Annotated in this window: 26 protein-coding genes; 10 read left to right on the top strand and 16 right to left on the bottom strand. The window is 66.2% G+C overall.

What is annotated here, in order from left to right:
• Window positions 1-571, top strand: a 571-nt coding sequence (locus tag G3O00_RS23520; protein WP_206144481.1) for a sulfite exporter TauE/SafE family protein, incomplete at its 5' end; no start/stop codon positions are given.
• A gap of 177 nt (window positions 572-748) precedes the next feature.
• Here G3O00_RS23520 and G3O00_RS23515 read toward each other — a convergent pair.
• The 4 genes from G3O00_RS23515 to G3O00_RS23500 all read right to left on the bottom strand — a co-directional run bounded on the left by G3O00_RS23515 (window position 749) and on the right by G3O00_RS23500 (window position 4,830).
• A complete protein-coding gene (locus G3O00_RS23515) occupies window positions 749-1,570 on the bottom strand; it encodes an ABC transporter permease subunit (RefSeq protein ID WP_011352198.1) in 822 nt (273 codons plus the stop codon).
• Window positions 1,567-2,493, bottom strand: a complete 927-nt coding sequence (locus tag G3O00_RS23510) for an ABC transporter permease subunit (RefSeq protein WP_011352199.1) — start codon at window positions 2,491-2,493, stop codon at window positions 1,567-1,569. Before G3O00_RS23510 ends, G3O00_RS23515 begins: the two co-directional genes overlap by 4 nt.
• Complete coding sequence (gene potA / locus G3O00_RS23505; protein ID WP_174933908.1) at window positions 2,490-3,650, bottom strand: polyamine ABC transporter ATP-binding protein; 1,161 nt, start codon at window positions 3,648-3,650, stop codon at window positions 2,490-2,492. The genes G3O00_RS23510 and potA overlap by 4 nt, the downstream gene beginning before the upstream one ends.
• An 85-nt stretch (window positions 3,651-3,735) precedes the next feature.
• The gene (locus tag G3O00_RS23500; RefSeq protein WP_174930819.1) at window positions 3,736-4,830 is read right to left on the bottom strand and encodes a polyamine ABC transporter substrate-binding protein; all 1,095 of its coding nucleotides are present in this window, start codon (window positions 4,828-4,830) and stop codon (window positions 3,736-3,738) included.
• A gap of 420 nt (window positions 4,831-5,250) precedes the next feature.
• Here G3O00_RS23500 and G3O00_RS23495 point away from each other — a divergent pair, with 420 nt between their 5' ends.
• Window positions 5,251-5,454: a DUF1289 domain-containing protein gene (locus G3O00_RS23495; protein WP_010095552.1), complete on the top strand. Its 204-nt coding sequence runs from the start codon at window positions 5,251-5,253 to the stop codon at window positions 5,452-5,454.
• Between the two features lie 75 nt (window positions 5,455-5,529).
• Here G3O00_RS23495 and G3O00_RS23490 read toward each other — a convergent pair whose 3' ends face one another.
• The 3 genes from G3O00_RS23490 to G3O00_RS23480 form a co-directional block, all read right to left on the bottom strand.
• Window positions 5,530-6,171, bottom strand: coding sequence for an OmpW family outer membrane protein (locus tag G3O00_RS23490; protein ID WP_174930820.1), 642 nt, complete (start codon window positions 6,169-6,171; stop codon window positions 5,530-5,532).
• Between the two features lie 65 nt (window positions 6,172-6,236).
• Window positions 6,237-7,427: a nitronate monooxygenase family protein gene (locus G3O00_RS23485; RefSeq protein ID WP_011352203.1), complete on the bottom strand. Its 1,191-nt coding sequence runs from the start codon at window positions 7,425-7,427 to the stop codon at window positions 6,237-6,239.
• Between the two features lie 122 nt (window positions 7,428-7,549).
• On the bottom strand, window positions 7,550-8,986 hold the full coding sequence (locus G3O00_RS23480) for an aldehyde dehydrogenase family protein (RefSeq protein WP_206144480.1): 1,437 nt from the start codon (window positions 8,984-8,986) through the stop codon (window positions 7,550-7,552).
• A 124-nt stretch (window positions 8,987-9,110) separates the two neighbouring features.
• Between G3O00_RS23480 and G3O00_RS23475 the strand changes: the two genes are divergently transcribed.
• A complete protein-coding gene (locus G3O00_RS23475; protein WP_206144479.1) occupies window positions 9,111-9,872 on the top strand; it encodes a hypothetical protein in 762 nt (253 codons plus the stop codon).
• 314 nt (window positions 9,873-10,186) lie between these two features.
• Complete coding sequence (locus G3O00_RS23470; RefSeq protein ID WP_174930824.1) at window positions 10,187-10,552, top strand: hypothetical protein; 366 nt, start codon at window positions 10,187-10,189, stop codon at window positions 10,550-10,552.
• A gap of 128 nt (window positions 10,553-10,680) precedes the next feature.
• Here the strand turns inward: G3O00_RS23470 and G3O00_RS23465 are convergent, their stop codons facing one another.
• Window positions 10,681-11,160, bottom strand: coding sequence for a DUF2501 domain-containing protein (locus G3O00_RS23465; RefSeq protein WP_011352207.1), 480 nt, complete (start codon window positions 11,158-11,160; stop codon window positions 10,681-10,683).
• Between the two features lie 280 nt (window positions 11,161-11,440).
• Between G3O00_RS23465 and G3O00_RS23460 the strand changes: the two genes are divergently transcribed.
• Window positions 11,441-11,989 carry a hypothetical protein gene (locus G3O00_RS23460; RefSeq protein WP_206144478.1) on the top strand — a complete coding sequence of 183 codons (549 nt, stop codon included), beginning with the start codon at window positions 11,441-11,443 and terminating at the stop codon, window positions 11,987-11,989.
• A gap of 85 nt (window positions 11,990-12,074) precedes the next feature.
• The gene (locus tag G3O00_RS23455; protein ID WP_206144477.1) at window positions 12,075-12,659 is read left to right on the top strand and encodes a polysaccharide deacetylase family protein; all 585 of its coding nucleotides are present in this window, start codon (window positions 12,075-12,077) and stop codon (window positions 12,657-12,659) included.
• Between the two features lie 12 nt (window positions 12,660-12,671).
• Here the strand turns inward: G3O00_RS23455 and G3O00_RS23450 are convergent, their stop codons facing one another.
• Window positions 12,672-13,637, bottom strand: coding sequence for a phosphotransferase (locus G3O00_RS23450; protein ID WP_206144476.1), 966 nt, complete (start codon window positions 13,635-13,637; stop codon window positions 12,672-12,674).
• 25 nt (window positions 13,638-13,662) lie between these two features.
• On the opposite strand from G3O00_RS23450, the gene G3O00_RS23445 reads away from it, so the two are divergent.
• Complete coding sequence (locus tag G3O00_RS23445) at window positions 13,663-14,352, top strand: CmcI family methyltransferase (RefSeq protein WP_206144475.1); 690 nt, start codon at window positions 13,663-13,665, stop codon at window positions 14,350-14,352.
• Here G3O00_RS23445 and G3O00_RS23440 read toward each other — a convergent pair.
• The 6 genes from G3O00_RS23440 to G3O00_RS23415 form a co-directional block, all read right to left on the bottom strand.
• Window positions 14,309-15,517: a glycosyltransferase gene (locus G3O00_RS23440; RefSeq protein WP_206144474.1), complete on the bottom strand. Its 1,209-nt coding sequence runs from the start codon at window positions 15,515-15,517 to the stop codon at window positions 14,309-14,311. The genes G3O00_RS23445 and G3O00_RS23440 overlap by 44 nt on opposite strands.
• 7 nt (window positions 15,518-15,524) lie before the next feature.
• Window positions 15,525-16,586, bottom strand: coding sequence for an asparagine synthase-related protein (locus G3O00_RS23435; RefSeq protein ID WP_206144473.1), 1,062 nt, complete (start codon window positions 16,584-16,586; stop codon window positions 15,525-15,527).
• Entirely contained in the window at window positions 16,583-17,518 is a 936-nt protein-coding gene (locus G3O00_RS23430; protein WP_241025299.1) for a 4Fe-4S cluster-binding domain-containing protein, read from the bottom strand. The genes G3O00_RS23435 and G3O00_RS23430 overlap by 4 nt, the downstream gene beginning before the upstream one ends.
• Entirely contained in the window at window positions 17,463-18,455 is a 993-nt protein-coding gene (locus G3O00_RS23425; protein WP_206144471.1) for an aminoglycoside phosphotransferase, read from the bottom strand. The genes G3O00_RS23430 and G3O00_RS23425 overlap by 56 nt, the downstream gene beginning before the upstream one ends.
• Window positions 18,456-19,205 (bottom strand): FkbM family methyltransferase, encoded by a 750-nt coding sequence (locus G3O00_RS23420; RefSeq protein ID WP_206144470.1) that lies wholly within the window; start codon window positions 19,203-19,205, stop codon window positions 18,456-18,458.
• A 244-nt stretch (window positions 19,206-19,449) separates the two neighbouring features.
• Complete coding sequence (locus G3O00_RS23415; RefSeq protein WP_174930835.1) at window positions 19,450-21,042, bottom strand: ABC-F family ATPase; 1,593 nt, start codon at window positions 21,040-21,042, stop codon at window positions 19,450-19,452.
• 171 nt (window positions 21,043-21,213) lie between these two features.
• Here G3O00_RS23415 and G3O00_RS23410 point away from each other — a divergent pair, with 171 nt between their 5' ends.
• Window positions 21,214-21,666, top strand: coding sequence for a lipocalin-like domain-containing protein (locus tag G3O00_RS23410; protein ID WP_206144469.1), 453 nt, complete (start codon window positions 21,214-21,216; stop codon window positions 21,664-21,666).
• A gap of 6 nt (window positions 21,667-21,672) precedes the next feature.
• On the opposite strand, the gene G3O00_RS23405 is transcribed toward G3O00_RS23410, so the two are convergent.
• The gene (locus G3O00_RS23405) at window positions 21,673-23,970 is read right to left on the bottom strand and encodes an AsmA family protein (protein ID WP_174930837.1); all 2,298 of its coding nucleotides are present in this window, start codon (window positions 23,968-23,970) and stop codon (window positions 21,673-21,675) included.
• A gap of 152 nt (window positions 23,971-24,122) precedes the next feature.
• On the opposite strand from G3O00_RS23405, the gene G3O00_RS23400 reads away from it, so the two are divergent.
• Together G3O00_RS23400 and fetB are read left to right on the top strand one after the other, a co-directional pair.
• Window positions 24,123-24,824, top strand: a complete 702-nt coding sequence (locus G3O00_RS23400; protein WP_206144468.1) for an ATP-binding cassette domain-containing protein — start codon at window positions 24,123-24,125, stop codon at window positions 24,822-24,824.
• Complete coding sequence (gene fetB / locus G3O00_RS23395; protein WP_174930839.1) at window positions 24,821-25,624, top strand: iron export ABC transporter permease subunit FetB; 804 nt, start codon at window positions 24,821-24,823, stop codon at window positions 25,622-25,624. Before G3O00_RS23400 ends, fetB begins: the two co-directional genes overlap by 4 nt.
• Window positions 25,625-25,715 lie beyond the last annotated feature (91 nt).

The raw sequence follows: 25,715 nt of genomic DNA, 5'->3' as shown, positions 1-25,715 counted from the left end.
GCCGCTGACCACGCTCGGCGTGCGGCTCGCGCACGTGCTGCCGCAACGCCTGCTGCTCGCGCTGTTCGCGCTGACGATGCTGGTCGTCGCCGGTCGCCTGTTGTTGCAGGCGCTGCGCCACGCGCCGGTCGACGCGGAAGCGTCGCCGCTGTGCGTCGGCCGCGTGAATCCCGATACGGGCCGGCTCGTGTGGTCCTGGCCGGTCGGCGTGGCACTCGCGTCGACCGGCGCGATGACGGGCCTGATGACGGGGCTGCTCGGCGTCGGCGGCGGTTTCGTGATCGTGCCGATGCTGCGCAAGTTCACGAACGTGTCGATGCATGGCGTCGTCGCGACGTCGTTGATGGTGATCGCGCTCGTCGGCACCGGCGGCGTGTTCGCCACGCTCGTGTCGGGCACGCGCGCGCCGCTCGACGTGACGCTGTGGTTCACCGTCGCGACCGCACTCGGCATGGCCGCCGGTCGCGGTGCGTCGCACCACCTCGCTGCGCGGCACGTGCAGGCCGGGTTCGCGGCCGTGCTCGTGTGCGTCGCGTTCGGGCTGCTGGCGAAGGCGGCGTTCGGCGCGTAAGCCGACGCACGACCGGGCGCGGGAATCGAATCGGCGCCCGGTCCGCGATGCACTTCATCCGTCGCAATCGCGTACTGACCGGCACCGACTCACGCGCAGCGCCATCAAACAAAACGCCCGGCCCGACTCATCGTCGGCACCGGGCGTTTTTCAACAGCAGCGATCACAACCCGAACGTCAGGTCGCGAACCCCGCCATCCGCTTGCGTTCCTGCCGCAGCATCACGAAGTTCGCGATCACGACGCCGGCCGTCACCGCGACGATGAACAGCGTCGCGAGCGCGTTCATCTCCGGATTCAACCCGAGTCGCACGCGCGAGAACACCACGAGCGGCAGCGTCGTCGAGCCGGGGCCCGACAGGAACGCCGACAGCACGAGGTCGTCGATCGACAGCGTGAACGACAGCAGCCATCCCGCGATCAGCGCCTGCGAGATCAGCGGCAGCGTGATCGTGAAGAACACCTTCAGCGGCGTCGCGCCGAGATCGAGCGCGGCTTCTTCCAGCGACGGATTCAGCTCGCGCACGCGCGACTGCACGATGATCGCGACGTACGAGATGCACAGCATCACGTGGCCGAGCCAGATCGTGAACACGCCACGCTCGGCCGGCCAGCCGATCCACTTGGCCAGTTCGATGAACAGCAGCAGCAGCGAGATCCCCTGGATCACCTCGGGAATCACGAGCGGCGCGTTGATCATCCCGCTGAACAGCGCGAAACCGCGAAAGCGCCCCATCCGGGCGAGCACGAAGCCGGCCCACGTGCCGATGATCACCGACGCGAACGCGGTCAGCACGCCGATCTTCAGCGACAGCCACGCGGCCGTCAGCAACTCGTCGTCTTCCACGAGCGCCGAGTACCAGCGGAACGAGAAGCCCGACCACACGGTGACGAGCTTCGACTCGTTGAACGAATAGACGATCAGGCTGATGATCGGGATGTACAGGAACGCGAAGCCGGCAAACAGCGCCGCGAACTGCAAGTAACGATTCGGCTTCATCGACGGCCTCCCTGCTCTTTCGCCTGGAAGTGCTGGAACATCGCCATCGGCACGAGCAGCAGCAGCACCATCGCGCAGGTCACCGCCGACGCCATCGGCCAGTCTGCGTTGTTGAAGAATTCATTCCACATCACGCGGCCGATCATCAGCGTGTTCGCGCCGCCGAGCAGCTCGGGGATCACGTACTCGCCGACCGCCGGGATGAACACGAGCAGGCAGCCCGCGATGATCCCGTTCTTCGACAGCGGCAGCGTGATCTGCACGAATGCCTTCCACGGCTTCGCACCGAGGTCGTACGCGGCTTCGAGCAGGCGCAGGTCCATCTTCACGAGGTGCGCGTAGAGCGGCATCACGAGGAACGGCAGGTACGAATACACCATCCCGATGTACACCGCATAGTTCGTGCGATACAGCTCGATCGGCGTATGCGTGAGGCCGATCCACATCAGGAAGTTGTTCAGCAGCCCGTTGTTCTTCAGGATGCCGATCCACGCATACACGCGGATCAGGAACGACGTCCAGAACGGCAGCATCACGCCCATCATCAGCAGGTTGCGGGTCGCCGGGTTCGAGCGCGCGATGTAGTACGCCATCGGATAGCCGATCAGCAAACACAGCAGCGTCGTGATCGCGGCCACCCACACCGAGTTCACGTAGGTCGCGAAATACAGGCTGTCCGTAAACAGGAACGCGTAGTGCGACAGGTTCAGCGCGACGTGCACGACGCCGTCGGTGTACGACGCGAGTTCCGTGTACGGCGGGATGCCGAGCTGCAGCTCCGCGAAACTGATCTTGACGACCAGCACGAACGGCACGAGGAAGAACAGCACGAGCCACGTGAACGGCCCGGCGACGACCGCCGTGGCGCCCGTCAGGTTGAAGCGCCGCACCGGCCACTCGAGCAGGGACTTGAACGTGGTCATGACGTCAGCACCACGCCGGCCGTCGCGCTCCAGCGCACGTAGATCTCGTCGCCGAGCGCCGGCGTGTCGAGCTCCGAAATCGCAAGGCTCGACACGTTCGCGATCACCGTCTTGCCACCGTCGAGTTTCACGTGATACAGCGAATAGCCGCCCATGTACGCGACGTTGCTGATCCGGCCGCGCGCCCAGTTGAACGCGCCTTCGGGCGGCTTGCGCGTGAGCGCGATCCGTTCGGGGCGCACCGACACCGTAACCGGCATCCCGAGCGGGCCCGAAATCCCGTGGCTGACGTACAGCCGGCTCGGCAGCTCCGGCGACTCGATGTACACGTGGTCGGGTTCGTCCTCGACGGTCACGCCGTCGAACAGGTTCGTCGAGCCGATGAATTCGGCCGAGAAACGGCTGTTCGGATATTCGTACACTTCGTTCGGCGAGCCGATCTGCACGATCTGCCCTTCGCTCATCACCGCGAGGCGATTGGCCATCGTCATCGCTTCTTCCTGGTCGTGCGTGACCATGATGCAGGTGACGCCGACCTTGTTCAGGATGTTGACGAGCTCGATCTGCGTGCGCTGGCGGATCTGCTTGTCGAGCGCGGACATCGGCTCGTCGAGCAGCAGCAGCTTCGGCCGCTTGACCAGCGAACGCGCGAGCGCGACACGCTGCTGCTGGCCGCCGGACAACTGGTGCGGCTTGCGCTTCGCGTACTTGCTCATCTGCACGAGTTCGAGCGCGGATGCGACGCGCTCCTTCAGCTCGGCCTTCGGCGTGCCTTCCTGCTTGAGGCCGAACGCGACGTTCGATTCGACCGACATGTGCGGGAACAGCGCATACGACTGGAACATCATGTTCACGGGCCGCTTGTACGGCGGCATCTGCGCGAGGTCCTCGCCGTCGATCAGGATCTTGCCCGACGTGACCGTCTCGAGGCCCGCGAGCATCCGCAGCAACGTCGACTTGCCGCAGCCCGAGCTGCCGAGCAGCGCGAACAGCTCGCCCTGGCGCACGGTCAGGTTGACGCTGCGCACGGCTTCGGTGTCGCCGAATTTCTTGACGACGTCGACGATCTGGACAAAGGTCTCGGCGCGCGCATCGGCGCCGGAGGAGGAAACGGAGGACGGCGCGCCCGCGACCGGCGCACCCGACTGGCTATTCATGATGTGCTGCTTCTCTCCTGCGTTGAACGAACAAAGCCCCCGGGGGCACCAGGGGCTTCATGACTACTGGGAACATCGGCGCGTGTCAGCGGCCCGACTTCAGCTCGGTCCACAGACGCGTCTGCAGACGCTGGATTTCAGGCGGCAGCGGCTTGAGCAGGAACAGCGTCTTCACGACGTCGGCCGGCGGATAGACGGCCGGGTCGTTCGCAACGTCGGGCCGCACGTACTTGCGGGCCTCGGCGTTGGCGCTCGGGTAGTACACCGCGTTCGTGATCGCCGCATGCACCTTCGGATCCTCGATGTAGTTGATCCACTGCAGCGCGGCATCCTTGTTCTTCGCGTCCTTCGGGATCGCCATCACGTCGAACCACACCGGCGCACCGCCCTTCGGAATGTAGTACTCGACCTTGTACGGCTTCTTCGCTTCCATCGCGCGATGCTTCGCGATCACGACGTCGCCCGACCAGCCGAACGCGAAGCAGATGTCGCCGCCGACCAGGTCGTTGATGTAGCCCGACGAGTTGAATTGCGTGATGTACGGGCGGATCTTCTTCAGCACTTCCATCGCGGCCTTGTAGTCGGCCGGGTTCGTGCTCATCGGATCCTTGCCGATGTAGTGCAGTGCGGCTGCGAACATCTGGTCGGGTGCGTCGAGCACCGACACGCCGCAGGTCTTCAGCTTCGAGAGGTTTTCCGGCTTGAACAGGATGTCCCAGTTGTCGAGCGGCACCTTGCCGAGCGCCTGCTGCGCCTTCGTCAGGTTGTATGCGAGACCGGTCGTGCCGTATGCCCAGGGCACCGAAAACTTGTTGCCCGGGTCCGCGCCGGCGACGAGCGCCATCAGTTGCGGATCGAGGTACTTGAGGTTCGGCAGCTTCGACTTGTCGAGCGGCGCGAAGATGCCGGCGGCGATCTGCTTGCCCGCGTAGTTGCTGGTCGGCACGACGATGTCGTAGCCCGAGCTGCCCGTCAGCAGCTTCGCCTGCAGCGTGTCGTCGCTGTCGTAGTTGTCGTAGCGGACCTTGACGCCCGTCTGCTTCTCGAAGTTCGGGATCGTGTCCTTCGCAATGTAGTCCGACCAGTTATAGACATTGAGCTGCGTATCCTTCGCCGCTGCCGCCGATGCACCCACGCACAGCGCGAGCGCTGCGAACCGGCCCACTACCTTTGCTTTCATCCCGTTCTCCCTCCGGCCGGACCGTGTGTCCGGCTGCCGTCTGCCTCGTCATGGCGGCGCATTCTGGCACGCCGCCCCTCGAAAACCCCGAAAACTACCATCATTCGCGCGCCGTCACAAAAAAATCATGGCGGTGTCGCGCAAACGGAACAGATTCCCGCCGCCGGCCAGGCTGGCCGCCCGTGCGGCAGGGCGTTCCCGGGGAATTCTATCGGGTAATCGGCGGCTGTCCACCGGGAAAAACAGGCGGCGGCAAAACCGCGTTCACCGGCCGGACGCGAACCGCCCGGCGGCTGTGCCCGAACCCGGCCGTACTGTCATGCCGCTGCACCGGTACGGCATGCCGGCCGCACCCGTCCGACCGTCCGGCCGCGATGCATTAAAATGGCGGCTGACGATTCAACTGCGTGAACCCTTCCGATGGCCTCCAATCTCCACGACCTGCCCGACAGCCCCTGTATCGGCGTGTGCTCGACCCTCTTCGACGAAGTCTGCAAGGGCTGCGGCCGCACGGCCGCCGAAGTGTCGAACTGGGTGTTCCTGAGCGACGACGAAAAGCGCGCGGTGTGGGAACGCATCTCGCGCGAAGGCACCGCGATGCGCTTCCAGTACGACAAGCTGTAAATCCGCCGCGCATAAAAAAAGCGGCATGCCGACCGACATGCCGCCAACCCCAACTCTGTTCTTTTCCCGCCGCGTCTAGAACTTCATCCCGACGCCCACGCCGACGATCAGCGGATCGATGTGCAACGTGCCGATGCCCTTGTCGCCAAGCGTCGCATCGGTGCTCATCCAGATCTTCTTCACGTCGACGTTCATGAAAATCTTCTTCGTCACCTGCACGTCCACGCCGAACTGCAACGCGGGGCCGAAGCTGCTCTTGTTGATCGACACACCCTGCCCGCCGACGTTGAGCCCGTTGTTGTAGAAGTACGTGTAGTTCACGCCCGCGCCGACATACGGACGCACCTTGCCGGCATGGTTGAAGTGGTACTGCAGCAGCAGCGTCGGCGGCAGCACGCCCACGCCGCCGAGATTGCCGAGGCTCGACGTCAGCTGGTGCCGCGATGTGCCGAGGATCAGCTCGACGCCGAGGTAGTCGCGGATCATGTACGTGAAGTCGAGCTCGGGCACGATCGCGTTGTTCACGCCGACGTTGAGCGCGCCCAGCGTGTCGCTCGCGCGTTCGTTCGGCTGGATGCTGATTGCGCGCAGCCGGACCAGGACGTCGCCCTGGTTGATGCCGTCGCCCGGCGAGGCCGCGTGCGACAGCGACGGCATCGCGGCGAAAGCGGCAGCAACGGCCGCAGCGGTGACACAAGTTCGAATCGTTTTATGCATGGTACGGACCCCCAAAGAATGGTTTCCATTCTCCCTGTAGGGTCTTTTCATCGTCTTGATATCCGTCAAGCCAGCGTAAACGTGGGACGGTTTGCCGCAGGCTCCGTCGCACAGCCCGTCAGCAGCAGGTCGAGCAGATCGCGCACGCTGCGGATCGCGCGACCAAACGGCAACGCTTCGCGGCCACGGAAGAACAGCCCGTTCGCGACGTCGCCGCGCAATGCAGCGGCCAGCCGCGTGTCGATGCAGAAATGGCCGAACTTCTCGATGCCGTCGCGCAAGCCGCATACGCTCAGGCATTCGAGCGCGGTCGGGCAGCGCTGCTTCAGCGCGCCGAGCTTGGTGCGAATGCGTGTCTCGTTGCGCAGGTAACGATCGAGCCACGGCGTCTTCACCGCGCGTGCGGGCAACCCCGTCACGCTGACGAATTCGACGATGTCGTCGGGCGTCGCATCAGCCAGCACGCGTTTGAAGTGCGGATGCGCATCGCCTTCTTCCGTCACCGCGAACGGCGTCCCGACCTGCACGCCATTCGCGCCCGCCTCGAACGCCGCGCGCACCGTGTCGTGACTGTTGATCCCGCCCGCAACGATCAACGGGATCGTTTCACGTGCGAGCCCGAGCGACGCCATCACCTGCGCGGTCTCGTCGAGCACGCGCGCGAAATCGAAGCGGCCGTCGTGCATGTCGTCGATCTGCGTGACGCCGAGATGGCCGCCCGCATGCGCCGGATGCTCGATCACGATCGCGTCGGGCAGGCGCCCCTTCTTCATCCACTTCTTCAGCACGAGCGCGATCCCGCGGCTGTCCGACAGGATCGGAATCAGCGCGATGTCGTGTCCTTGCGTGAGATCGGGCAGGTCGAGCGGCAAGCCCGCGCCCATCACGATCGCATCGGCGCCTTCGTCGCATGCGACGCGCACATAGTCTGCATGCGCGCTCACGGCCTTCATCACGTTGACCGCGATCATCCCGCGCCCTTCGCTGTAGGTCTTCGCAAGACGGATCTCGCGAGCAAGTGCCTCGAGGTTCGCGGCTTCGAGCGTCGCGCGATCGGGTTGCGCGCGGCAACGCGCGAGCAGGTCCGCATGATGGTGACGCAGGTCGATGCTCGCGATCGTGCCGACCGCGCCTTCGCGCGCGACGCTGCCCGCCAGCCGGTGCGCGGAGATGCCGACGCCCATGCCGCCCTGCACGACAGGCAGCAAGGTGCGGCCGCGGATCGTCAACGGCGGAAAGGAAGTGCATACGGTCATCTGAAACCTCGTCGGAACATCGGAACCGCGATGATCGACGATCCACCGACGCGCACCTTGACGGCCGTCAATAAAAAACGGCACGCGAGCGTGCCGTTTCCGGTTCAGGCCGTGAGAAACGCTCAGGCCGGCTTCGCGGGCTTGAGCTGCATCGACTTGTACTCGAGATATTCTTCGAGCCCGTACACGCCGTTCTCGCGGCCGTGACCCGATTGCTTGTAGCCGCCGAACGGCGCGGCCATGTTCCACACGCCGCCGTTGATGTCGACCTGCCCCGTGCGGATGCGGCGCGCGATGCCCATCGCGCGTTCGTCGCTGCCGGCCCACACCGCGCCGCCTAGCCCGTACGGCGAATCGTTCGCGATGCGCACGGCCTCGTCTTCATCGCGATACGTGATGATCGACAGCACCGGCCCGAAGATTTCTTCCTGCGCGATCGTCGATTTCGGATCGACGCGGCCGAACACGGTCGGCTTCACGAAGAAGCCTTTATCCAGCCCTTCCGGCAGGCCCGTGCCGCCCGTCACGAGTTCCGCGCCTTCGTCGATCCCGCGCTGGATGTAGTCCTGCACACGCTGCTGCTGGACGGCCGATGCCAGCGCGCCCAGGCGCGTCGCATCCTGCCGAGGATCGCCGGCGACGTAGGTTTCGGCCGCCGCCTTCGCGATCGCGCGCGCCTCGTCGTAGCGCGCTTCCGGCACCAGCATGCGTGTGTGTGCCGAGCAGGTCTGCCCTGCGTTCAGGTAACACGCGTTGACCGTGCCCTTCACTGCCGTCGCGAAATCGGCATCGTCGAGGATCACCGACGCCGACTTGCCGCCCAGTTCGAGCGCGACGCGCTTGACGCCCGCAGCCGCCAGTTCGGCCACGCGCTTGCCGGCGCGCGTCGAGCCCGTAAACGACACCATGTCGACGTCCGGATCGGTAGCCAGCACCTCGCCGACCACCGGGCCGTAGCCGCACACGAGGTTGAACACGCCGGCCGGCAGCCCGGCTTCGTGAATCGCTTCAGCGAGCATGAACGCGTTCAGCGGCGCGACTTCGGACGGCTTCAGGACGACCGTGCAGCCGGCCGCCAGTGCCGGTGCGACTTTCAGCGTGACCTGGTTGAGCGGGTAGTTCCACGGCGTGATTGCCGCGACGACACCGACCGGCTCGCGCACGACGAGCGAGTTGCCGACCTGTGCCTCGAACTCGAACGACTCGGCGAGCTTCGCGTACGCCTTCCAGTTGTAGATCGGGCCACCGACCTGGATCGCGCGCGACAGCTTGATCGGCATCCCGACTTCGCCGGTGATCGACTGCGCGAGTTCCTCGCTGCGCGCCTGCAGATGCTCGACGATCTTGCGCAGATAGCCCGCGCGCGTCGCGGGCGGCGTGGCCGCCCAGGCGTCGAAGGCTGCGCGCGCCGCGCGGATCGCGTCCTGCGCGTCGCATGCGACGCCTTCCGGAATCCGGCCGATCACGGCTTCGGTGCCCGAGTCGATTACGTCGATCGTGCCGGTGCCGGCCGGTTTGCGCCACGCGCCGTCGATATAGAACTGGTCGTAGATTTTCATCGCTTTCCGCCTCCAGGAAAGCCGACATTCTAGCGAGCGTTTCGGTCGGCGGGTGTGACGATTGACAGCCATTAGAAAGGTCTTTAGCCTCGGCGCCTCATTCATCATAAGAAAGGAGAATGCCTTGAGCATCCTGACCAAAATCGAGGGCGGCTATCTTCAGGTATTGCGCGTGATCGTGCTGTTGTTCGCGACCGCAGTCCTGATCGGCGGGGTCATATTCGGCGCGGTCGCACTCGATGCGCGCCTGTCGAAACCGCCGAAAGTCGATTCGGCCATCCAGGTCGATCCGGCATCGTTCGCGTGGGAGAACGATGCGCCCACCAAGGCCACGCCGGCCGCCGACGGCGCGGCAGCCAAGGACGACAACGCGTCGCCCGCGCTGAGCCTGTCGACGCGACTGTCGGGCATCGTGCAGAAGCACGGCCGGGCGGCCCTGTCGCCGGACTACGCGGTCGATCGCGACGCATACGAGCCGTCGTTCCAGCGCGTGCTCGGCGACGACGACCATCCGGACGTCGCGTACTACGAGCAGCAGATCGCGTATCTCGACAAGGTGCTGTCGCGCGCGGACGTCGCGGCCAGCGTCAAGAAGAAGGTCACCGGTCACGGCGACGAATATGCGCGCGAGCAGGCGTACACCGACGTCGTGTCGGCCGTCATGCGCGACTTCTCCGAGCGCTACGACGCACGCCGGACCGCAATCGACAACGAGAAGAAGGCCGCGGAAGAAACCGCCGCCGAGAACGGCCAGACCGCGCGCTACGCGGGCGTCGCCGCGCTCGTCGCGCTGTATTCGTTCGTGTCGCTCGCCGTGCTGATCATCCTGATCCGCGTCGAGCGCAGCATCCGCTCGATCGCGCGCGCCACGCACACGACGACCTGATCCCGCTCATCGGCAGCCCGGCCCGTACGCCGGGCTGCGGCGGGCCCCGCAACGGGCCCGGTTGGCGGCGCAAGCGGCCGGTTCCCGGCCGCATCTTCCCGAGTGGTTCCCCGCGCGTTCGCGCACTTTCCGTTCCCGCCGCCCCCTCACTCCGCCGTCGGCCGTCCACGCGGGCGAAGCGCCTGTTTCGCCGCCGCCACGTCAGCATCCGCCCGGGTGCGCGGTCGGGCCCGCATCGTGCTATGTTTTTATTATCGGCACCGGCCCATTGCAACCGGCGCCGCCCGGAATCGACGTATTTCGTGAGCGCTGCCATGTCCGACGCACCCCATATCCTCGGCTCGCAAGACCGCCTCGAGCTGCTTTGCTGGCTCACCTGCGGCAATCTCGGCGCGTTTTACCTCAACGAATCGTGGCCGGACGCCGCGTTCCAGGTCCAGGCCGCGCACCGCTGGCTCGACCGCCATCATCGCCAGGCCGACTGGCTGGCCGTTGCCAAGCTCGCGGCGCTCGCGCAGGACATCGCGAAGCGGCATGCCGGGTTCGTCGATGCGTCATGGGCGCGCGACGCGGTCGAGGAAATCGTCGATACCGACGATCTCGACTATCGCGCGAAACTCGTGCAATGGGTCTACGAGGACTGCTGCAAGGCGCTCGCCGACAAGCGGCTGGCCGATTGAGTCCAGACGTGCAGGCCGCGGCATCGCGCGGCCGCCCGTCTGTTCGTCGATGCGCGCGTGGCAGTCGCAATGTTCGACGGGCGCGGCACGCGTCGCACCGCCCCCTGCACCACCACGCGCCGAGACGCTTACAGCAGCGACTTCGCCTGCGTCAGCACCTTGTCGCAGATCTGCTTGGTGACCTGCTGCTTCAGGCCGCCGCCGCTCAGGTCGAGCTTGCTGCCGTTGCCGGCATCGAGGACCCCGCTCGCGCCGCTGGTATAGCCGCTGTCGGACGACGCGTTGCCGCCGAGCTTGCCCATCAGCGCGTCCTTCACCGACGACGCGCCACCGGACGCCCCGCCGAGATAGTTGTTCTGGATGCAGAACTGCAGCAGGCCCGCGACGTTGCCGGTGCTGCCCGGCATCAGCGACGAACCGCCTCCGCCCGTCAATGCACCGCCGAGGCCGCCGAGATTGCCGAGCGCACCGCCCGCGCTACCGCCTGAATCGCCACCGCCGCCGACCTGCTTCAGGACATCGCCAAGCTGCGCATGCGCCACCGAAAACGGCGCGAGCAATCCGATCAGCGCGCCGGCGACGGTCGCGCGGTATAGACGTGCATTCATGTGAAGCCTCCCGGTTGTGACTGCATGAGTACCGCGAATCGAATCCAAGGATACTCAATCAACCCGTGCAATACAGCCTTCGAATGCGCGCTGAAACGTCAGGCATCGTGATATCGCCACAATTTGACAAAGCTTGACGGCGGACCGGGTGCGGAAGGGCCGGTTTTGCTCGCGATCGCTGCTCCGGGTCGCCGGCACGCATGAAGCGTCATAGAATCGTCGTCGACGGCCGTTCGGACCCTCCGGCCCGATCTCACTCTCGAACATGAAGGATGCCCGCGTGACGCTCGCTCATCGATTTCTGCTGATCGCCGGCGCATCGGCCGCGCTGCTTTGCGGCTCCGGCACCGCCCGCGCGGCGACAGCCTCGGCCGCCGCGGCTTGCCCGTCGCCATCGTTCGACCGCTATCCGGCACCCGCCGCAAGCGCGCCGCGCAAGCCGGCCGCAGCGCCCCGCCTGACCAGCAAGGAAGCCCGCCTCTACCGCACCGTCATTCGCGACGAATTCACGCAACCGGCCAATTTTGCCGGCCACTACCGGGTCGCGATCTGGGGTTGCGGAACGGATTGCCGGAATTTCGCGATCGTCGACAAGTACACGGGCGCGACGTACACGATGCCCGGCGTGCAGGCCATCGCGGGCGTGATGGGCAACGACGAGGAGCGCGTCGATTTCCGGCCCGGCAGCAGGCTGCTGATCGTCGCGGGCTGCTTCAACGACGATTGCGACGACAACAGCGCGAAGGCCGCCCGGTTCTTCTATGAGTGGACCGGCACGCAGTTGCGTCGGATCGGCACCTGTCCGCTGGCGATCGAGCCGCTCCAGTAACCGCCCGATGGATGCGCACGCCGCCGCTCGCCGCGACTTGCGCTATCGTTCCTCCGGTACACCCTGAACGGCGCACCCACCCGCGATGTCCATTCGCCTCAGTTTCGACGACGGCCCCGGCCCGTCGACGCCCCGCTTGCTCGATGTCCTGCACGCCGCGTCGTGCCAGGCGACCTTCTTCCTGCTCGGTCAGCATCTCGCCGGCGGGCTCGACGTCGCTACAAGAATGGCGCGTGAAGGCCATCGACTCGGCAATCACACCCATTCGCACGCGAAGCCCGGCGCACTGGCGGACGATGCGCTGATCGACGAGATCGAGACGACCGACGCGCTGATCCGCGAAGCCTATCGCCGCGCCGGCGTTCCCGTGCCGGACACGATTCCATTGCGCCTGCCTTACGGACTGATGCCGCAGGACAATCGCGCCGGCGTGCTCGCGCGGCTGCAGCGCGAACACACGGGCTGGACCGCGATACTCGACGACTGGCAGCGGCCGGCGCCTTCGCCGCAAGCACTGTTCGACGCGATGTGTGCACATGTCGACGCCAGCGCGGCGCGTCAACAAGACGTGCTGTTCTGCATGCACGACGGATCGCGGCACGGCGACGCGCGGCCCAATACGGTCGAAGCGGTGCGCCTGTTCCTGCTGTCCCTGAATCGGCAGCGCTGACGCAGCAGCCGGCTAGCGCCCCGGCACCGCGCCATCCAGCAACTGCCACCAGCCGCCGAGAAAGCCGATGCCCGGCCCCCGTGTCCACAGGCCGCGCTGGGCGGCTTCGAGATGGATCAGCGTCTGGTCCGCGCAGAACAGGCCCATCAGTGCATCGCGGCGGTCGTGCATCCAGTCCGGCACGTCATCGGCCCGCGTCGCGGCATAGGCTCGCAGGCCGGCGTCCCAGCGCTGCGCATCGAATACGAAGCGATCGTCCCTGCCCGCGTCGCGCGACAGCGCGAACAGCGCAAAAGCCGCTTCGAGCCACTGCGCGCCCTGCCCGACATCGTCGAAATCGAGCACGCCGGTCACCGCATGCCCCACGTACAGCAGGTTGCCCGCGTGATAGTCGCCGTGCAGCCAGTGCACCGTCCCCGTCAGCCACCCTGCGGCAGCGTCGAGATGTGCACCGATCCGACGAATCACCCTCTCGTAGTGGCCGCTCAAGTCCTCCGTCAACGACGGCGCAGCTCGCGCTGCTACACGTGCGTGGCGCGCAGACAACCAGGCCAGCGGCGCCGATTCGGTCACGGGTATCGCCGCCATCGCCGCATGCAGATGCGCAAGCGCGCGAATCCCATCGATCGCACCCGCCTCCGCATCATTCGGCAGGCCGGGGCTGCCGTCGATATGCTCGAACAGATGCAGCCAGCTTCCATCGGGCAGCCGCACACCGGACTGTGCGTCCACGGTCGGTCGTAGTCGCGGCAGTGCAGGCAGCATCGGTGCCGTACGCGAGCGGCCGAGATGGCCGAGTATCGCGGCCTCGCGATGCACCTGCTCGACCGGCTTGCCTGACCACGACACGCGCAGCACCGAGCGCCCCGCATCGCACTCGACGAGATACGTTTTGTTAGTATGGCCCGACGCCAGCGCCTGCAGGTGCGCCGGCTCGATGTTCCAGTACCGGTGAAGCCACGGTTCCAGCGTTTTCACGTCACTCCTACTCGTTGCATTGACCATGTCAGAGCGTCCCTCGGCCCGCATGCGGGACATCAATATCGAATGGCTGACGCGCGCTGCCGAATTCGACCATCTGTTCCAGACGCGCTGGCTCGGCGAGCGCTTCTTCCACCTGCCCGGCGACATGCTCGCGCTCCAGGAACTGATCTGGCGCGAGCGTCCCGACTGCATCGTGCAGACCGGCATCGCGGCGGGCGGCGGCGTCGTATTCTCCGCGTCGATGCTGGAACTGGCCGGCGACAGCGGCCGGGTCATCGCGATCGAGCCGCGCCTGCGCGACGAGGTCAGGCAGCGCCTGCAATCGCACCGCCTCGCCCATCGGATGACGCTGATCGAAGGCGAATCGTGCGCGGCCGACACGCTCGCGTCGGTGCGTGCGCAGATCGGTGACGGCGCGCGCGTGATGGCGATCCTCGATCTCACGCACACCCACGCGCACGTGCTGCGCGAACTCGAATGCTATGCGCCGCTCGTGACGCCCGGCAGCTACGCGATCGTGATGGATACCATCATGGAGTACCTGCCCGCGTCGATGTTCGACGGCAAGCCGTACGGCAAAGGCAACAACCCGGCCACCGCCGCGCATGAATTCCTCGCCCGCGACGACCGGTTCGAGGTCGACTACGACATTGAGGACCGCGTCCTCATGACGCTGTCGCCAGGCGGTTTCCTGAAGCGAGTGCGCTGATCAGGCGCGCGGCCTCGGCAGAACCGTCGCGCGATGCATAGCTCGTGCGGATCCGCGCCGCCTGCTCGCGCAACGTCCCGGGCCGCAACAGGCGTTCGAGCGCATCGGCAATCTCCACCACGCCGGCCTGCTGCAGATCCAGCACGCACCCCGCACCGGCCCGCTCGACGAAGTGCGCCGAATGGAACTGGTCGTTGCAGAACGGCGACAGCAGCATCGGCACGCCGCAGGCAAGCGACTCCATCACCGAATTCGCGCCGCCGTGGCTGACGAACGCATGCGTGCGCTGCAGCAGCGCCAGTTGCGGCACGTAACGCACCGCGACCACACGTTCGTCGTCGGCCGGCAGCAGATCCGAATCGACCAGTTCGCCCACCGACAGCACCAGTTGCGCCGACGTCGCGCGCGTCGCGTCGATGACCTTCGCAAACACATCGGGATGGTAGTAGAGCTGGCTGCCGAGCGACATGTAGACGAGCGGACGATCCGCGTCGAGCCGTTCCCACGGGAACGGCGTCTCGTCACCGCGCGGGCCGGACGGCATTGCCGGGCCGACCAGCTCGACACCGGGCGGCGGCGCACCGACCAGCGCGTCGGTCGTGAACGCGAGCGTCAGATGCGGTGAAAGGATGTCGCATCCGCGAAAACGCGCATCGAGCCCGTAGCGCGCGAACAGCCGCGTGCGTTCCGGCGCGAGCCATCGCACCGTGCGCAGCAGTTCCGAATCGAGCTCGTCCGGCAGCACCGGATTCAGCGAATTCGACATCGAGACCCACCGCAGCCCTTCAAGCTCGGCGGCAATCGCCGCCGCATAGAGCAGCGGATCGATCACGACCACGTCGGGCCGCCAGTCGCGCAGCACCGTGCGGATGCCGTCCACCTGTGCGGGCGCGAGGTCAATCAACAGCGTGCGGATCCAGTGCCGCAACCAGTCCGCGTCGCGAATGTTCGCGGCGAAGCTCGCGCCGCGCGACAGGTCGTGGCGCTCGGGCGTCTCGCGCGGTCCGACGAATTCGAAGCCGCCGGCACCGTCGAGCTGTGCGCTGATGTCCGCCGGCGCATAGAACGCGACGTCGCACCCGGCATCGCGCAGATACTGGGCCGGGCCGATACATGGATTGACGTGCCCTTTCTCGGGCACCACGCAGAACAGGATGCGTTTCATGAACGACTCAGGTTGGGCGATGCGCGGCATCGAGGTGGTCGAAATGATCGAGGATCAGCGACAGCGTCGTCCACAGCACGCGTTCGTTGTCCGTCTGCAGCGTCGGTGCGGCCAGGCCGAGCGTATCGGCCAGCGCGTGCGTACGGTCGCGGTCGAGCAGCGTGGTGAGATCCATCGCCGGGGCGAGCCGCCCGCGCTTGGGGCCGTGCACGAGCCGGTCCGGCAGGTTCAGGCGCGCGCCGAGATCGCGCAGGCATTGCTTGTCCGGATCGGGCGCGATGCTCGTCAGATGCGCGACGACGGCCGCGTCGACGAACGGCGGATGCAGGTCGACCGACGCCGCATCGAACAGCGCATGGCACAGCGGCAGATAGTTGGCCGACTGGTCGCGGCGCAGCACCTGGTCCGCGCCGTCGCCGGTGATGGCCACCTCGACGCCGTCCGCGGCCATCGCCTCGGCGAGCAGCAGCTTCGCAACCGGATGCAGGTTGAACATCGGCTCCTCGACCGCATGCGTCGTTCTCGGCAGCGCCGCGACGAAATCGGCCTCGTTCGCGCGCACGATCTTCACGTTCGCCTGCATCTGCGCGGCCAGTTCGAGCGCGGCATCGCGTTCGCAATAGTCGGGCATGTCGGTCACGAGGACGTAGGACGTCACGTGCCGCTGCGCGCCGAGTTCGCGCAACAACGCGAGCAGCAGCGCCGAATCGAGCCCGCCGCTCAGCGCCAGCGCGACGCGCCTGCCGCTGTCGAGCGCGCGCTGCAGCGACGCGCGCAGCACGGTTTCCAGATCCGCGTGCTGCGGCTGTTCGGGTGCCGGCTGCACGGTCAGCCCTTGCGGCGAACGGATCAGCGCATGGCCGGGCGGCACCGCGTGCACATCGCGCAGCACGGTGCGGCCAACCAGACGCTCGCCGCTCAGGTAGCCCGCGATGGCCGCTGCGTCCGGCTCCCCTGCCGGTTGCCCCGATGCATGCAGGACGGCCCGGATGCCGGACGCCGTCGTGCCGGTGCGCGGATGGTAGTGAAGCCGGTCGAAGCCGAACAGGTCGCGCGTGCCGACGATCATGGATAACGAGCCTTCAAGGAGTCCACTTCAATGCGTTTGAGGATGCGATGCGGCGCCACCGGCGCGCTGCCGCCCTGGCAATGCAGGCACGCTTCGAGCGGCGCCTCGCGTTGCAGATAGGCGAGCATTGCGTCGAGCATGCCGGCGTCGTCGCGCAACGGCAGGCCGTCGGATTGAAAATCCTTCTCGCCCTTGTAGAGCGTATGGAAATGCGCCGGACGCGTACAGGTGTAGAACATGCCGTCGCGAATCATATGGCAGCGCTCGCGGATCCAGCAATCGTGATAAAGGCGCTGCGCTTCGTCGCGATCGGTGCCGGGCTCCGCGCGATTCATCGTCGTGAACACGTCCTGCACCTTCCAGTTCAGGCGCACGTCGAAGCGCGCGGCCTGGCGCTCGATGTGCGCAATGAGGTCGGGCGACAGAGACGGCTTCGGATAGCGCGAGATCGTCAGCGCATCCACCGCCTGCCAGAACGCGTCCGTCATCTCGCCGAGCTTCAGGCCGTTCGTCGTGACGGAGATCACGGGCGCGATGCCCGTGGCGCGCACGCGCTGGACGAGTTCGACGAGCGCCGGATGCAGCAGCGGTTCGCCGCCGACCAGCTTGAACATCCGCGGGCGCAACACCTTCGCGGCCATGCGCAGATCGGCTTCGAGCGATTCGGGGCTCGCGTACCACTCGGGCAGCAGCGGCGACAGCGAGCAGCATTCCGCGCAGGTCAGGTTGCAGTGATCGACGATATGCGCTTCCAGCGAGCGTGTCAGCACGCGCCCGTCTTCGACGCGGTAATCGCGATCCAGCGGCGGCGGAAACACATGCTGCCGCTCGGCCGGCGGCGACGGATTCGAAGTCCGGTTCAGATTCGCATTCACTTCAGCGTCCTGCTTCCATGCAACGGGAAAAGAAATCGACGAGACGATCGCGCGCATCCACCATCGCGGACGCCATCGTCACTGCACCGTTCAGATGCGATGCAAAGCGCGAAGGATCGTCGAGCCAGCCTTGCACGATCCAGAGCTTGAGCGCGTGCTGCAGGCACGCGGCATCGACCGCCCATGCGATACGCGCGGGATCCACCGGCCGGACCCGCCGATAGGCCTGCACGAACGCTTCCGCCAGATGCGGCGCCTCCAGCGGCAGATGGTTCAGGCAACGCACCAGTTCGTATTCACGCGGTGCGCCGATCGACGCTTCCCAGTCGAGGATGAGCGGCGGCAGCGTGCCCGTGAACAGATAATTGAACTGGTTGTAGTCGTTGTGGATCGGGTACTGCGGATCATCGACGGGAAACGCGTCGATGCTGCCCGGATAGTAGCGGTCGAGCATGCGCAGCGCGAGATCGACGTAGCGGCGCAGGTTTTCGGCGGCGGCATTCGAGCGTGCGCGATCCAGTGCGTCGTGCAGGCTGCGGCGCACCGCGTCCGCGTCGATCGCGGTCAGCCGTGTGTGGATCGTTTCGACTTCAGGCAAATGCAGCTGCTCGAGGCTCAGATGCAACGCCCCCAGACTCGCGCCGAGTGCATCCCATTCGACCGGCGAAAACGTGTCGTAGGTTCTGAACTGCCCGGTTTCCCAGCGCGTCAACATCGCGTGGGCGTTTGCCCCCGTCCACAGCGGTTCACCGGTTGCCGTGCGTTTCAACGCCTGCACATGGAAGCGCGTATCGCCGTGCGTCTCGAAGTGCGTAATGACGGCAGCTTCCTTGACCGCACGCGCGCGATGTTCGAACGCGTAGAGCTTGATCGCTACGCCGCCATCATCGGTCGGCAGGTGCCACACGCGTTCGCCGACCTGGCGCGGCGGTCCGCTGCGGCCCAGCGCATAGGCATCGCGGATCTCGTCGAAGGTCGTGGCGAGCGAGTCCATTCAGATGTGCTCGGCCGGCCCGTATCGATACGGATGGCCGGTCAGGAAGGTGTTGTGCCCGACGTAGCGCGCCTTGTACATCGCCGGGCGGAACAGCACCGAGGGAGCGTTGTTCGCGATGCCGAGCAGCGGATACAGATCCTGCCGCACGAAGAACGCGTTGTTGCCCATTTCGTCGCAGCAGACGAGTTCATAGCCCTTCTGCCTGCCGAGATGGACGAGCGATTCGAGGCTCGCGCCGTAATACGTCGAGCCATCCCATTCGTGATCCGGGTTGAAGCACATGACCCAGCGCTCGGGCGGCGTGTAGTACGGGTTGTATTCGATCACGACGATACGCGGCTGGAACGCTTGCAGGCCGCGCCAGACCCAGTAGTCGTTGCCGTCGATGTCGATCGACAGCAGGTCGAAGTCGGTTGGCGTGTTGGCATCGGCGAGCAGCGTGTCGATCGTGTCGGGCTTGACGCGATCGTGGTGCAGACTGACGCGATCCGCTCCCGCGTAGTGGGCGGCCAGCTTGCCGAAGCGGTATGCGCTGCCTTCCACCAGCACGCCGGACCATTCCTGTTCGCGCAGCAACCGCGCGGTGTTGCTGTTGCGCAGGCCGTCGCTTGCGCCGATATCGACGCAAAAGCGGTTGGTCGGCGCGATCCGCTCCATCAGGCGCGACAGGATGCCCTCCTCGGTGCCCTGCGCATACAGGCTTGGCGCAAGGCCGGACAGGTCGAGCGGGAAAGGATGGTCCTGCATCGAGGGGGCGGCTCCGGGTCGGAATTCAGGGTGGTATTTGGAGCGTAATTTACCCGAAGTCGAATGACGAAAGGAAACGGGAATGCGCGGCACGCCCGTGCTTCGTCGGCACGGAAATGAAAAAGCCCGCATCGACAATACTGTCGATGCGGGCTCGATGCCTTTCTGGCGGCTTCGCGTTGCTATACGCCCAGGCTTCGTACCATTGCCTGGCCGCAACACATGAACGGAAGCGTCAGGACAATTACTCCTGCCCCTGACTCGTCAGGAACTCCTCGTAATTGCCGCCGAAGTCGAACAGCGTGCCATCCGTGCGCACTTCGATGATCCGGTTCGCCAGCCCGCTCACGAATTCACGGTCGTGCGAAACAAAGATCAACGTGCCCTCGAACTGCTCGAGCGCGATCTGCAGCGACTCGATCGACTCCATGTCCATGTGGTTGGTCGGCTCGTCCATCAGCAGCACGTTGTGGCGGCCGAGCATCAGCTTGCCCCAGATCATGCGGCCCTTCTCGCCGCCCGACAGCACCTTCACCGACTTCTTGATGTCGTCCGACGAGAACAGCAGACGGCCCAGCGTGCCGCGCACCATCGTTTCGTCGTCGCCGTCCTTGCGGTACTGGTCGATCCAGTCCATCAGCGTGATGTCGTTCGGGAACTCCTCGTACGTGTCCTGCGGCATGTAGCCGACATTCGCGTTCTCGGACCACTTCACCGTGCCGTGCTCGAGCGCGAGCGCGCCGAGCAGCGAACGCAGCAGCGTCGTCTTGCCCGCGCCGTTCTCGCCGATGATCGCGATCCGCTCGCCCGGCTGAACCGACAGGTTGAAGTTCTGGAAGATCGTGCGCTCGTACTTCTTCGTGATGTCTTCAGCCACGACCGCGACGTTGTGCAGCTTCTTCTCGAACTCGAAACGAATGAACGGGTTCTGGCGCGACGACGGCTTGAATTCCTCGATCTTGATCTTGTCGATCTGCTTCGCACGGCTCGTCGCCTGACGGGCCTTCGACTTGTTCGCCGAGAAGCGGCGCACGAAGTCCTGCAGTTCCGCGACACGCTCCTTCGCACGCGTATTCGCCGCGGCCTGGCGCTCGCGCGCCTGTGCCGATGCGAGCATGTAGTCGTCGTAGTTGCCCGGCCAGACCTTCAGCGTGCCGAAGTCCATGTCGGCCATGTGCGTGCACACCGCGTTCAGGAAGTGACGATCGTGCGAGATGATGATCATCGTCGAGTTGTACTCGTTGAGCGTGTGCTCGAGCCAACGAATCGAGTTGATGTCGAGGTTGTTGGTCGGTTCGTCGAGCAGCAGCACGTCCGGCTTCGAGAACAGCGCCTGCGCGAGCAGCACGCGCAGCTTCCAGCCCGGCGCGACGTCGCTCATCGTGCCGGTGTGGAATTTCTCCTCGATGCCGATGCCGAGCAGCAGCGCGCCCGCGCGCGCCTCGGCGTCGTAGCCGCCGTATTCGGCGAACTTGCCTTCGAGCTCGGCGGCGTGCATGTAGTCGTCGTCCGTGGCTTCCGGGTTCGCGTAGATCGCGTCACGCTCGGTCATGGCGGCCCACATCTCGGTGTGGCCCATCATCACGACGTCGAGCACGCGCACGTCTTCGTACGCGAACTGGTCCTGGCGCAGCTTGCCGAGACGCACGTTCGGCTCCAGCGCGACGTTGCCGCCGCTCGACTCGAGGTCGCCGCCGAGGATCTTCATGAACGTCGACTTGCCACAGCCGTTCGCGCCGATCAGACCATAGCGGTTGCCCTCGCCGAATTTGACCGAGATATTCTCGAACAAGGGCTTCGGCCCGAATTGCATCGTGATGTTGGCAGTAGAAAGCACGGCAGGTCCCGTTAAAGGATAAATCGACGGAAAACCGTGTATTTTAGCAGGTGTCGGAGAAACTGCCGACCATGCCGTTCCGCCGGCGCATTTCAGGCTCCGTTGGCCCGCCGCCCTGTGGCCCGCCAACACGACGGCACGCGCCCCACCGCCGCCTCACCGGAATCCCGCATGCTTGCCAGCCAGCTTCGCGAACAACTCGTCGGCGCGTGGCGCCTCGTGTCCTACGAAGTCCGCCCCTGCGACGGCAGCGCGGCCGCCTATCCGCTCGGTCGCGACGTGCGCGGCTGGCTGCTCTATACGCGGGACGGCTACATGTCCGCCCAGTTGATGGCCGCCGGCCGGCCGCCCTACGCGATCGGCGACCCGCACCACGGCGCCGACGACACATGCGCGGCGGCCGCGCGCGGCTACATCGCCTATTCGGGCCCCTTTCAGGTTGCCGACGACGGCACACTGACTCACGAAATGGACGTCAGCCTGCTGCCGAACTGGGTCGGCAACATCCAGCAGCGCATCGCCGTGCTCGATGGCGATCGCCTGCAACTCGGCCCCGCGGCACCGGTCCGGATCGACGGCCGGGAGGTCGAAGTCCTGCTGCTCTGGGTGCGCGCGGGCCGCTGACGCCCGTCACTTGCCGACTTTCGCCGCCGCCCGCTGTGCCGCCTTCGCATTCATCTGACCGAACAGCTCCGAGCACGGCACATCGCGGTTGTTGCTCGGTGCGATCAGCGGAATCAACGCCGCGAACGGGTTGATCAGCCCGAGGCCGACCATCGCGCCGGCGCGCAACGCGAGCGCACCCGCATCGACGCCGACGTCCGGGTTCTTGAACGTGCCCTTCGCATACAGCGGCGAGCGCAGCGAGAAGATCCGGAAACCCTTCGTGTGCGGGTGGATCTTCAGGTTCAGCGTTTCGTCGCGCAGGCTGATCGGGCCGTCGACGTTGATCAGCGCGTCGTCCGTATCGAGCGCGAAGACCTTCGGGTCGAGAATGCCGTTGGTCGCGACGAAGTCGATCGCCGCGCAGTTGATCTTCACGTCGTTGTTGCCGAACAGCTTCTCGTAGACGACGTTCGCGACGTTCAGCCCCGCCGCTTCCATCAGCAGGCGGCTGATGCGGCCGTCCGTCACGAGTGCCTTCACTTCGCCGGTCGACGTCGCGGCCAGCGCGGCCGGCGAGTTGCCGGTCGCCGACAGCGACGCATCGCCGTTGATCTCGCCAAGCGCCGACTGCATGACCTTCTGCGCCGGGAACAGCTGCTTGAGCTTCAGGTGCCGCGCCGCCACCGTGAAGCGGCCCTTCAGCGGCGCACCGCTGCCGTCGAGATGCGCGGTCGTTGCGAGCGTGCCGCCCGCGACACCGAACTGCAGCGGCTCGAGCGACAGCACGCCGTCCGTCATCACGATGTGCGTGTACAGGTTGGTGATCGGCAGGTCCGAACTCTTGACCAGCTTGCGGCCCGTGAACTTGACGTCCGCGTCGAGTGCGCGCCAGCGGTCGGTGCGGAAGGTTTCGACCGGCAGCACGCGGCTCGACGGCTGTTTCGTCGTGTCGCCGCGCTTGGCCTTGCTCGCGGCCGTATCCGCGCCGATCACCGGCGCGAGATCGGAGAACTGCAGCAGGTTCGACACGAGCTCGCCCGACAGCTTCGGCCGCGGCTCGCGCTGCTCGTAGGCAAGCGTGCCACCGAGATCGCTGCCGCCGACGCGGCCGTTGAAGTTCTCGTAGCGGAACGTGCTGGCCTTGCGCTTGAAGTTGCCGATCAGCCGGCCTTCCGTCGCGTAAGGCGGCGTATCGGGCAGCGTGATGCCGGTCAATTGGTAAAGGTGCGACATCGACGTGCCCTGCAACCACAGCCGCAGGTCGATGGCCGCGAGATGCATCGGATCGGTCAGCGTGCCGACGATCGCGAGCCGCGTGTCGCCGGCCTTCACATCGGCCTGCAACGGGAACGGCCGCGACGCGTCCTGGATCGCGAGCACGCCGCCCAGCTTGCCGGTGCCGCTGATCGGCACATTCTTGTAGCGGCCGTCGACCTTCAGCCCGAACGCATAGGTCGGGCCGGACGGCTTCGCGGGCGCCGCGACGCTGCTTGCGCCGCTTGCACCAGACGCGGCAGCAGCAGCCGATGCCGAAGCGGTGGACGAAGAAGACGAAGCCGACACCACGGCAGACGCGACCGAAGCCCCCGTTGCCGACGCCGCACTCGCAGCCTGCGCAGCGGAAGCGCTCGACGCGGCCTCCGCGTTGGCCTTCGCGCTCAACTGCGCAGCGCCATGCTTGCCGACACGCTGCGCCGATGCCGCGCGCGACGTCTGCTCCTGCTCCTTCAGCACGTCGCCGAGCGGAATCGGCTGCCCGAGCGTATCGATCGCGACGCTCAGGTCGGCCTTCGTGATCGCGTCGCGATACGTAACCGTGCCCTTCGCGAAGCCGAAGCTGTCGAGCCGCACCTTCCACGGCGACGGCTGCGACGATTGCTTGAACTGGAAGGTCCACGTGTTGCGGCCGTCGGCCAGCCGCTCGAGATCGACGGCCGGATTCACGACGTCGATCGACGGGATCACGATTTCATGCGCGAGCAGCGGCAGGATCGCGAGATCGAAGTGCGCAGCATCGAGCGTGACGAACTTGGGCGTCTTCGCCCAGTCGGGGTTGCCGATCTCGAGCTGCGTGGCCGTCAAGCTCGGCCAGGGCACCCAGGCACGCCAGCCGGTTTCGCCGTCGGGACGGCGCCAGCCGACCTTCAGGTCGCCGTTGATCGCGAACGGGCGACCGAGTGCGGCCGTGACCTGTTCGTTGACCCACGGCTTCGCGCGATTCCAGTCGAAGGCGAAGAGAAAGACGCCGGCCGCCGCGATGAGCACCGCGACGATACCGACGATCCATGCAGCCGATTTGCCGATGGCTCGGGTTAGCGTCATGGCGGTTCCGTTGTTGTTCTGAAATGTAGCCGCACCATGCCGGGCCGCGTGCGTGGACGAACGGCGCACGACACCCGCGGCTTTTCAATCGGTATTATGACGCACGCCATGGTGACGTTTCGGCGCCATTAACGCTTTTTTTCATTTGTGACATGACAGCCCCCACCGGCCTCATCGATGCAGAGCGCATCACGCGCCGCGACGCCAGCAGCGGCAAGACCCTGCTCGCCCCGACCGATTTCACCCTCGCAGCGGGATCGCGAATTGCTATCACCGGGCCGTCCGGGTCGGGCAAGAGCGTGCTGCTGCGCGCGCTCGCACTGCTCGATCCGCTCGACGGCGGTCACATCCTGTGGCGCGGCAACCGGATCCGGCGCAATGCGATCCCGCGTTACCGGCGCAGCGTCGCCTATGTACGCCAACGCCCCGCGCAGATGGACGGCACCGTCGAATCGCAGTTGCGCTATCCGTATTCGCTCGCGATCTATCGCGACGTTGCGTTCGATCGCGCGCGCGCCGAAGCGCTCGCCGCGCAGGCCGGCCGCGGTCCCGACTTTCTCGACAAGCGCGCGAGCGACCTGTCGGGCGGCGAAGCGCAGATCGCCGCGCTGCTGCGCGTGCTGCAGCTCGATCCCGACGTGCTGCTGCTCGACGAGCCGACGTCCGCGCTCGACCCCGAATCGGCGCGCGCGATCGAGGCGCTCGTCGGCGCATGGTTCGACGCGGCGCCCGACGCCCGCGCGTATATGTGGATCTCGCACGATCCGGCCCAGGCCGCGCGGATCGGCACGATGCGGCTCGTGATGCAGGCCGGCGTGATGCACGTTGCAAACCCGACGGAGGCAACGCAATGAGCCCCGCACTGCAGGACCTGAGCCTCGTCGACGTCGGCATCGCCGCCGCGCTCGTCGCGGTCAACGGCGCGATCTCGATGGCCCTGTCGCTCGGCCTCGGCCGCAAGCTCGCGCTCGCGGCCGTGCGCACCGTCGTGCAGTTGCTCGCGATCGGCTACGTGCTCGGCTGGGTATTCGGCCATCCTCACTGGTACGTCGTGCTGCCGCTCACCGCACTGATGACGCTGATCGCCGGGTTCGCCGGCGCGGGGCGCGGCAAGCGCACGTATCGCGGCCAGCGCATCGACAGCATTGCGTCGATCTGGTTCAGCAGCTGGTTCGTCGCGGCGGTCGGCCTGTTCGTCGTGATCCGCATCCATCCGTGGTACGCACCGCAATACGCGATTCCGATCCTCGGGATGATTCTCGGCAATACGCTCACGGGCGTGTCGCTCGGCGTCGAACGGATGATGGAAGAACTCACGGCGCGCCGCGATCGTGTCGAGACCGCACTCGCGCTCGGCGCGACGCGCTGGGAAGCCGCGCAGGACGCCGCACGCCAGGCCGTGCGCGCCGGCATGCTGCCGACGCTGAACCAGATGGCCGTCGTCGGCGTCGTGAGCCTGCCGGGGATGATGACGGGCCAGGTGCTGGCCGGCCAATCGCCGCTGCAGGCCGTGCGTTACCAGATCGTGATCATGTTCCTGATTGCCGCGGCCTCGGCGCTCGGCACGGTCGGTGCGGTGCTGATGACCTATCGCCGGCTGTTCTCGCCCGATCACCGCTTTCTCGCAGCGCGGCTCGAAGAACGCGCGCACTGACATGCCGCGTCACCGCGCGATGCATTCGCGCGGTTCGCCGGTCAGCGCACGCTGCGGCGCTTGCCGAGCGCCTGCCGCAACGCGGCCGCGA

Source organism: Burkholderia sp. Ac-20384 (assembly GCF_017104605.1).
Taxonomy (GTDB): Bacteria; Pseudomonadota; Gammaproteobacteria; order Burkholderiales; family Burkholderiaceae; genus Burkholderia; species Burkholderia lata.
The sequence above is the reverse complement of the archived record's forward strand: the minus strand, read 5'-3'. Positions and strand labels throughout refer to the sequence as shown.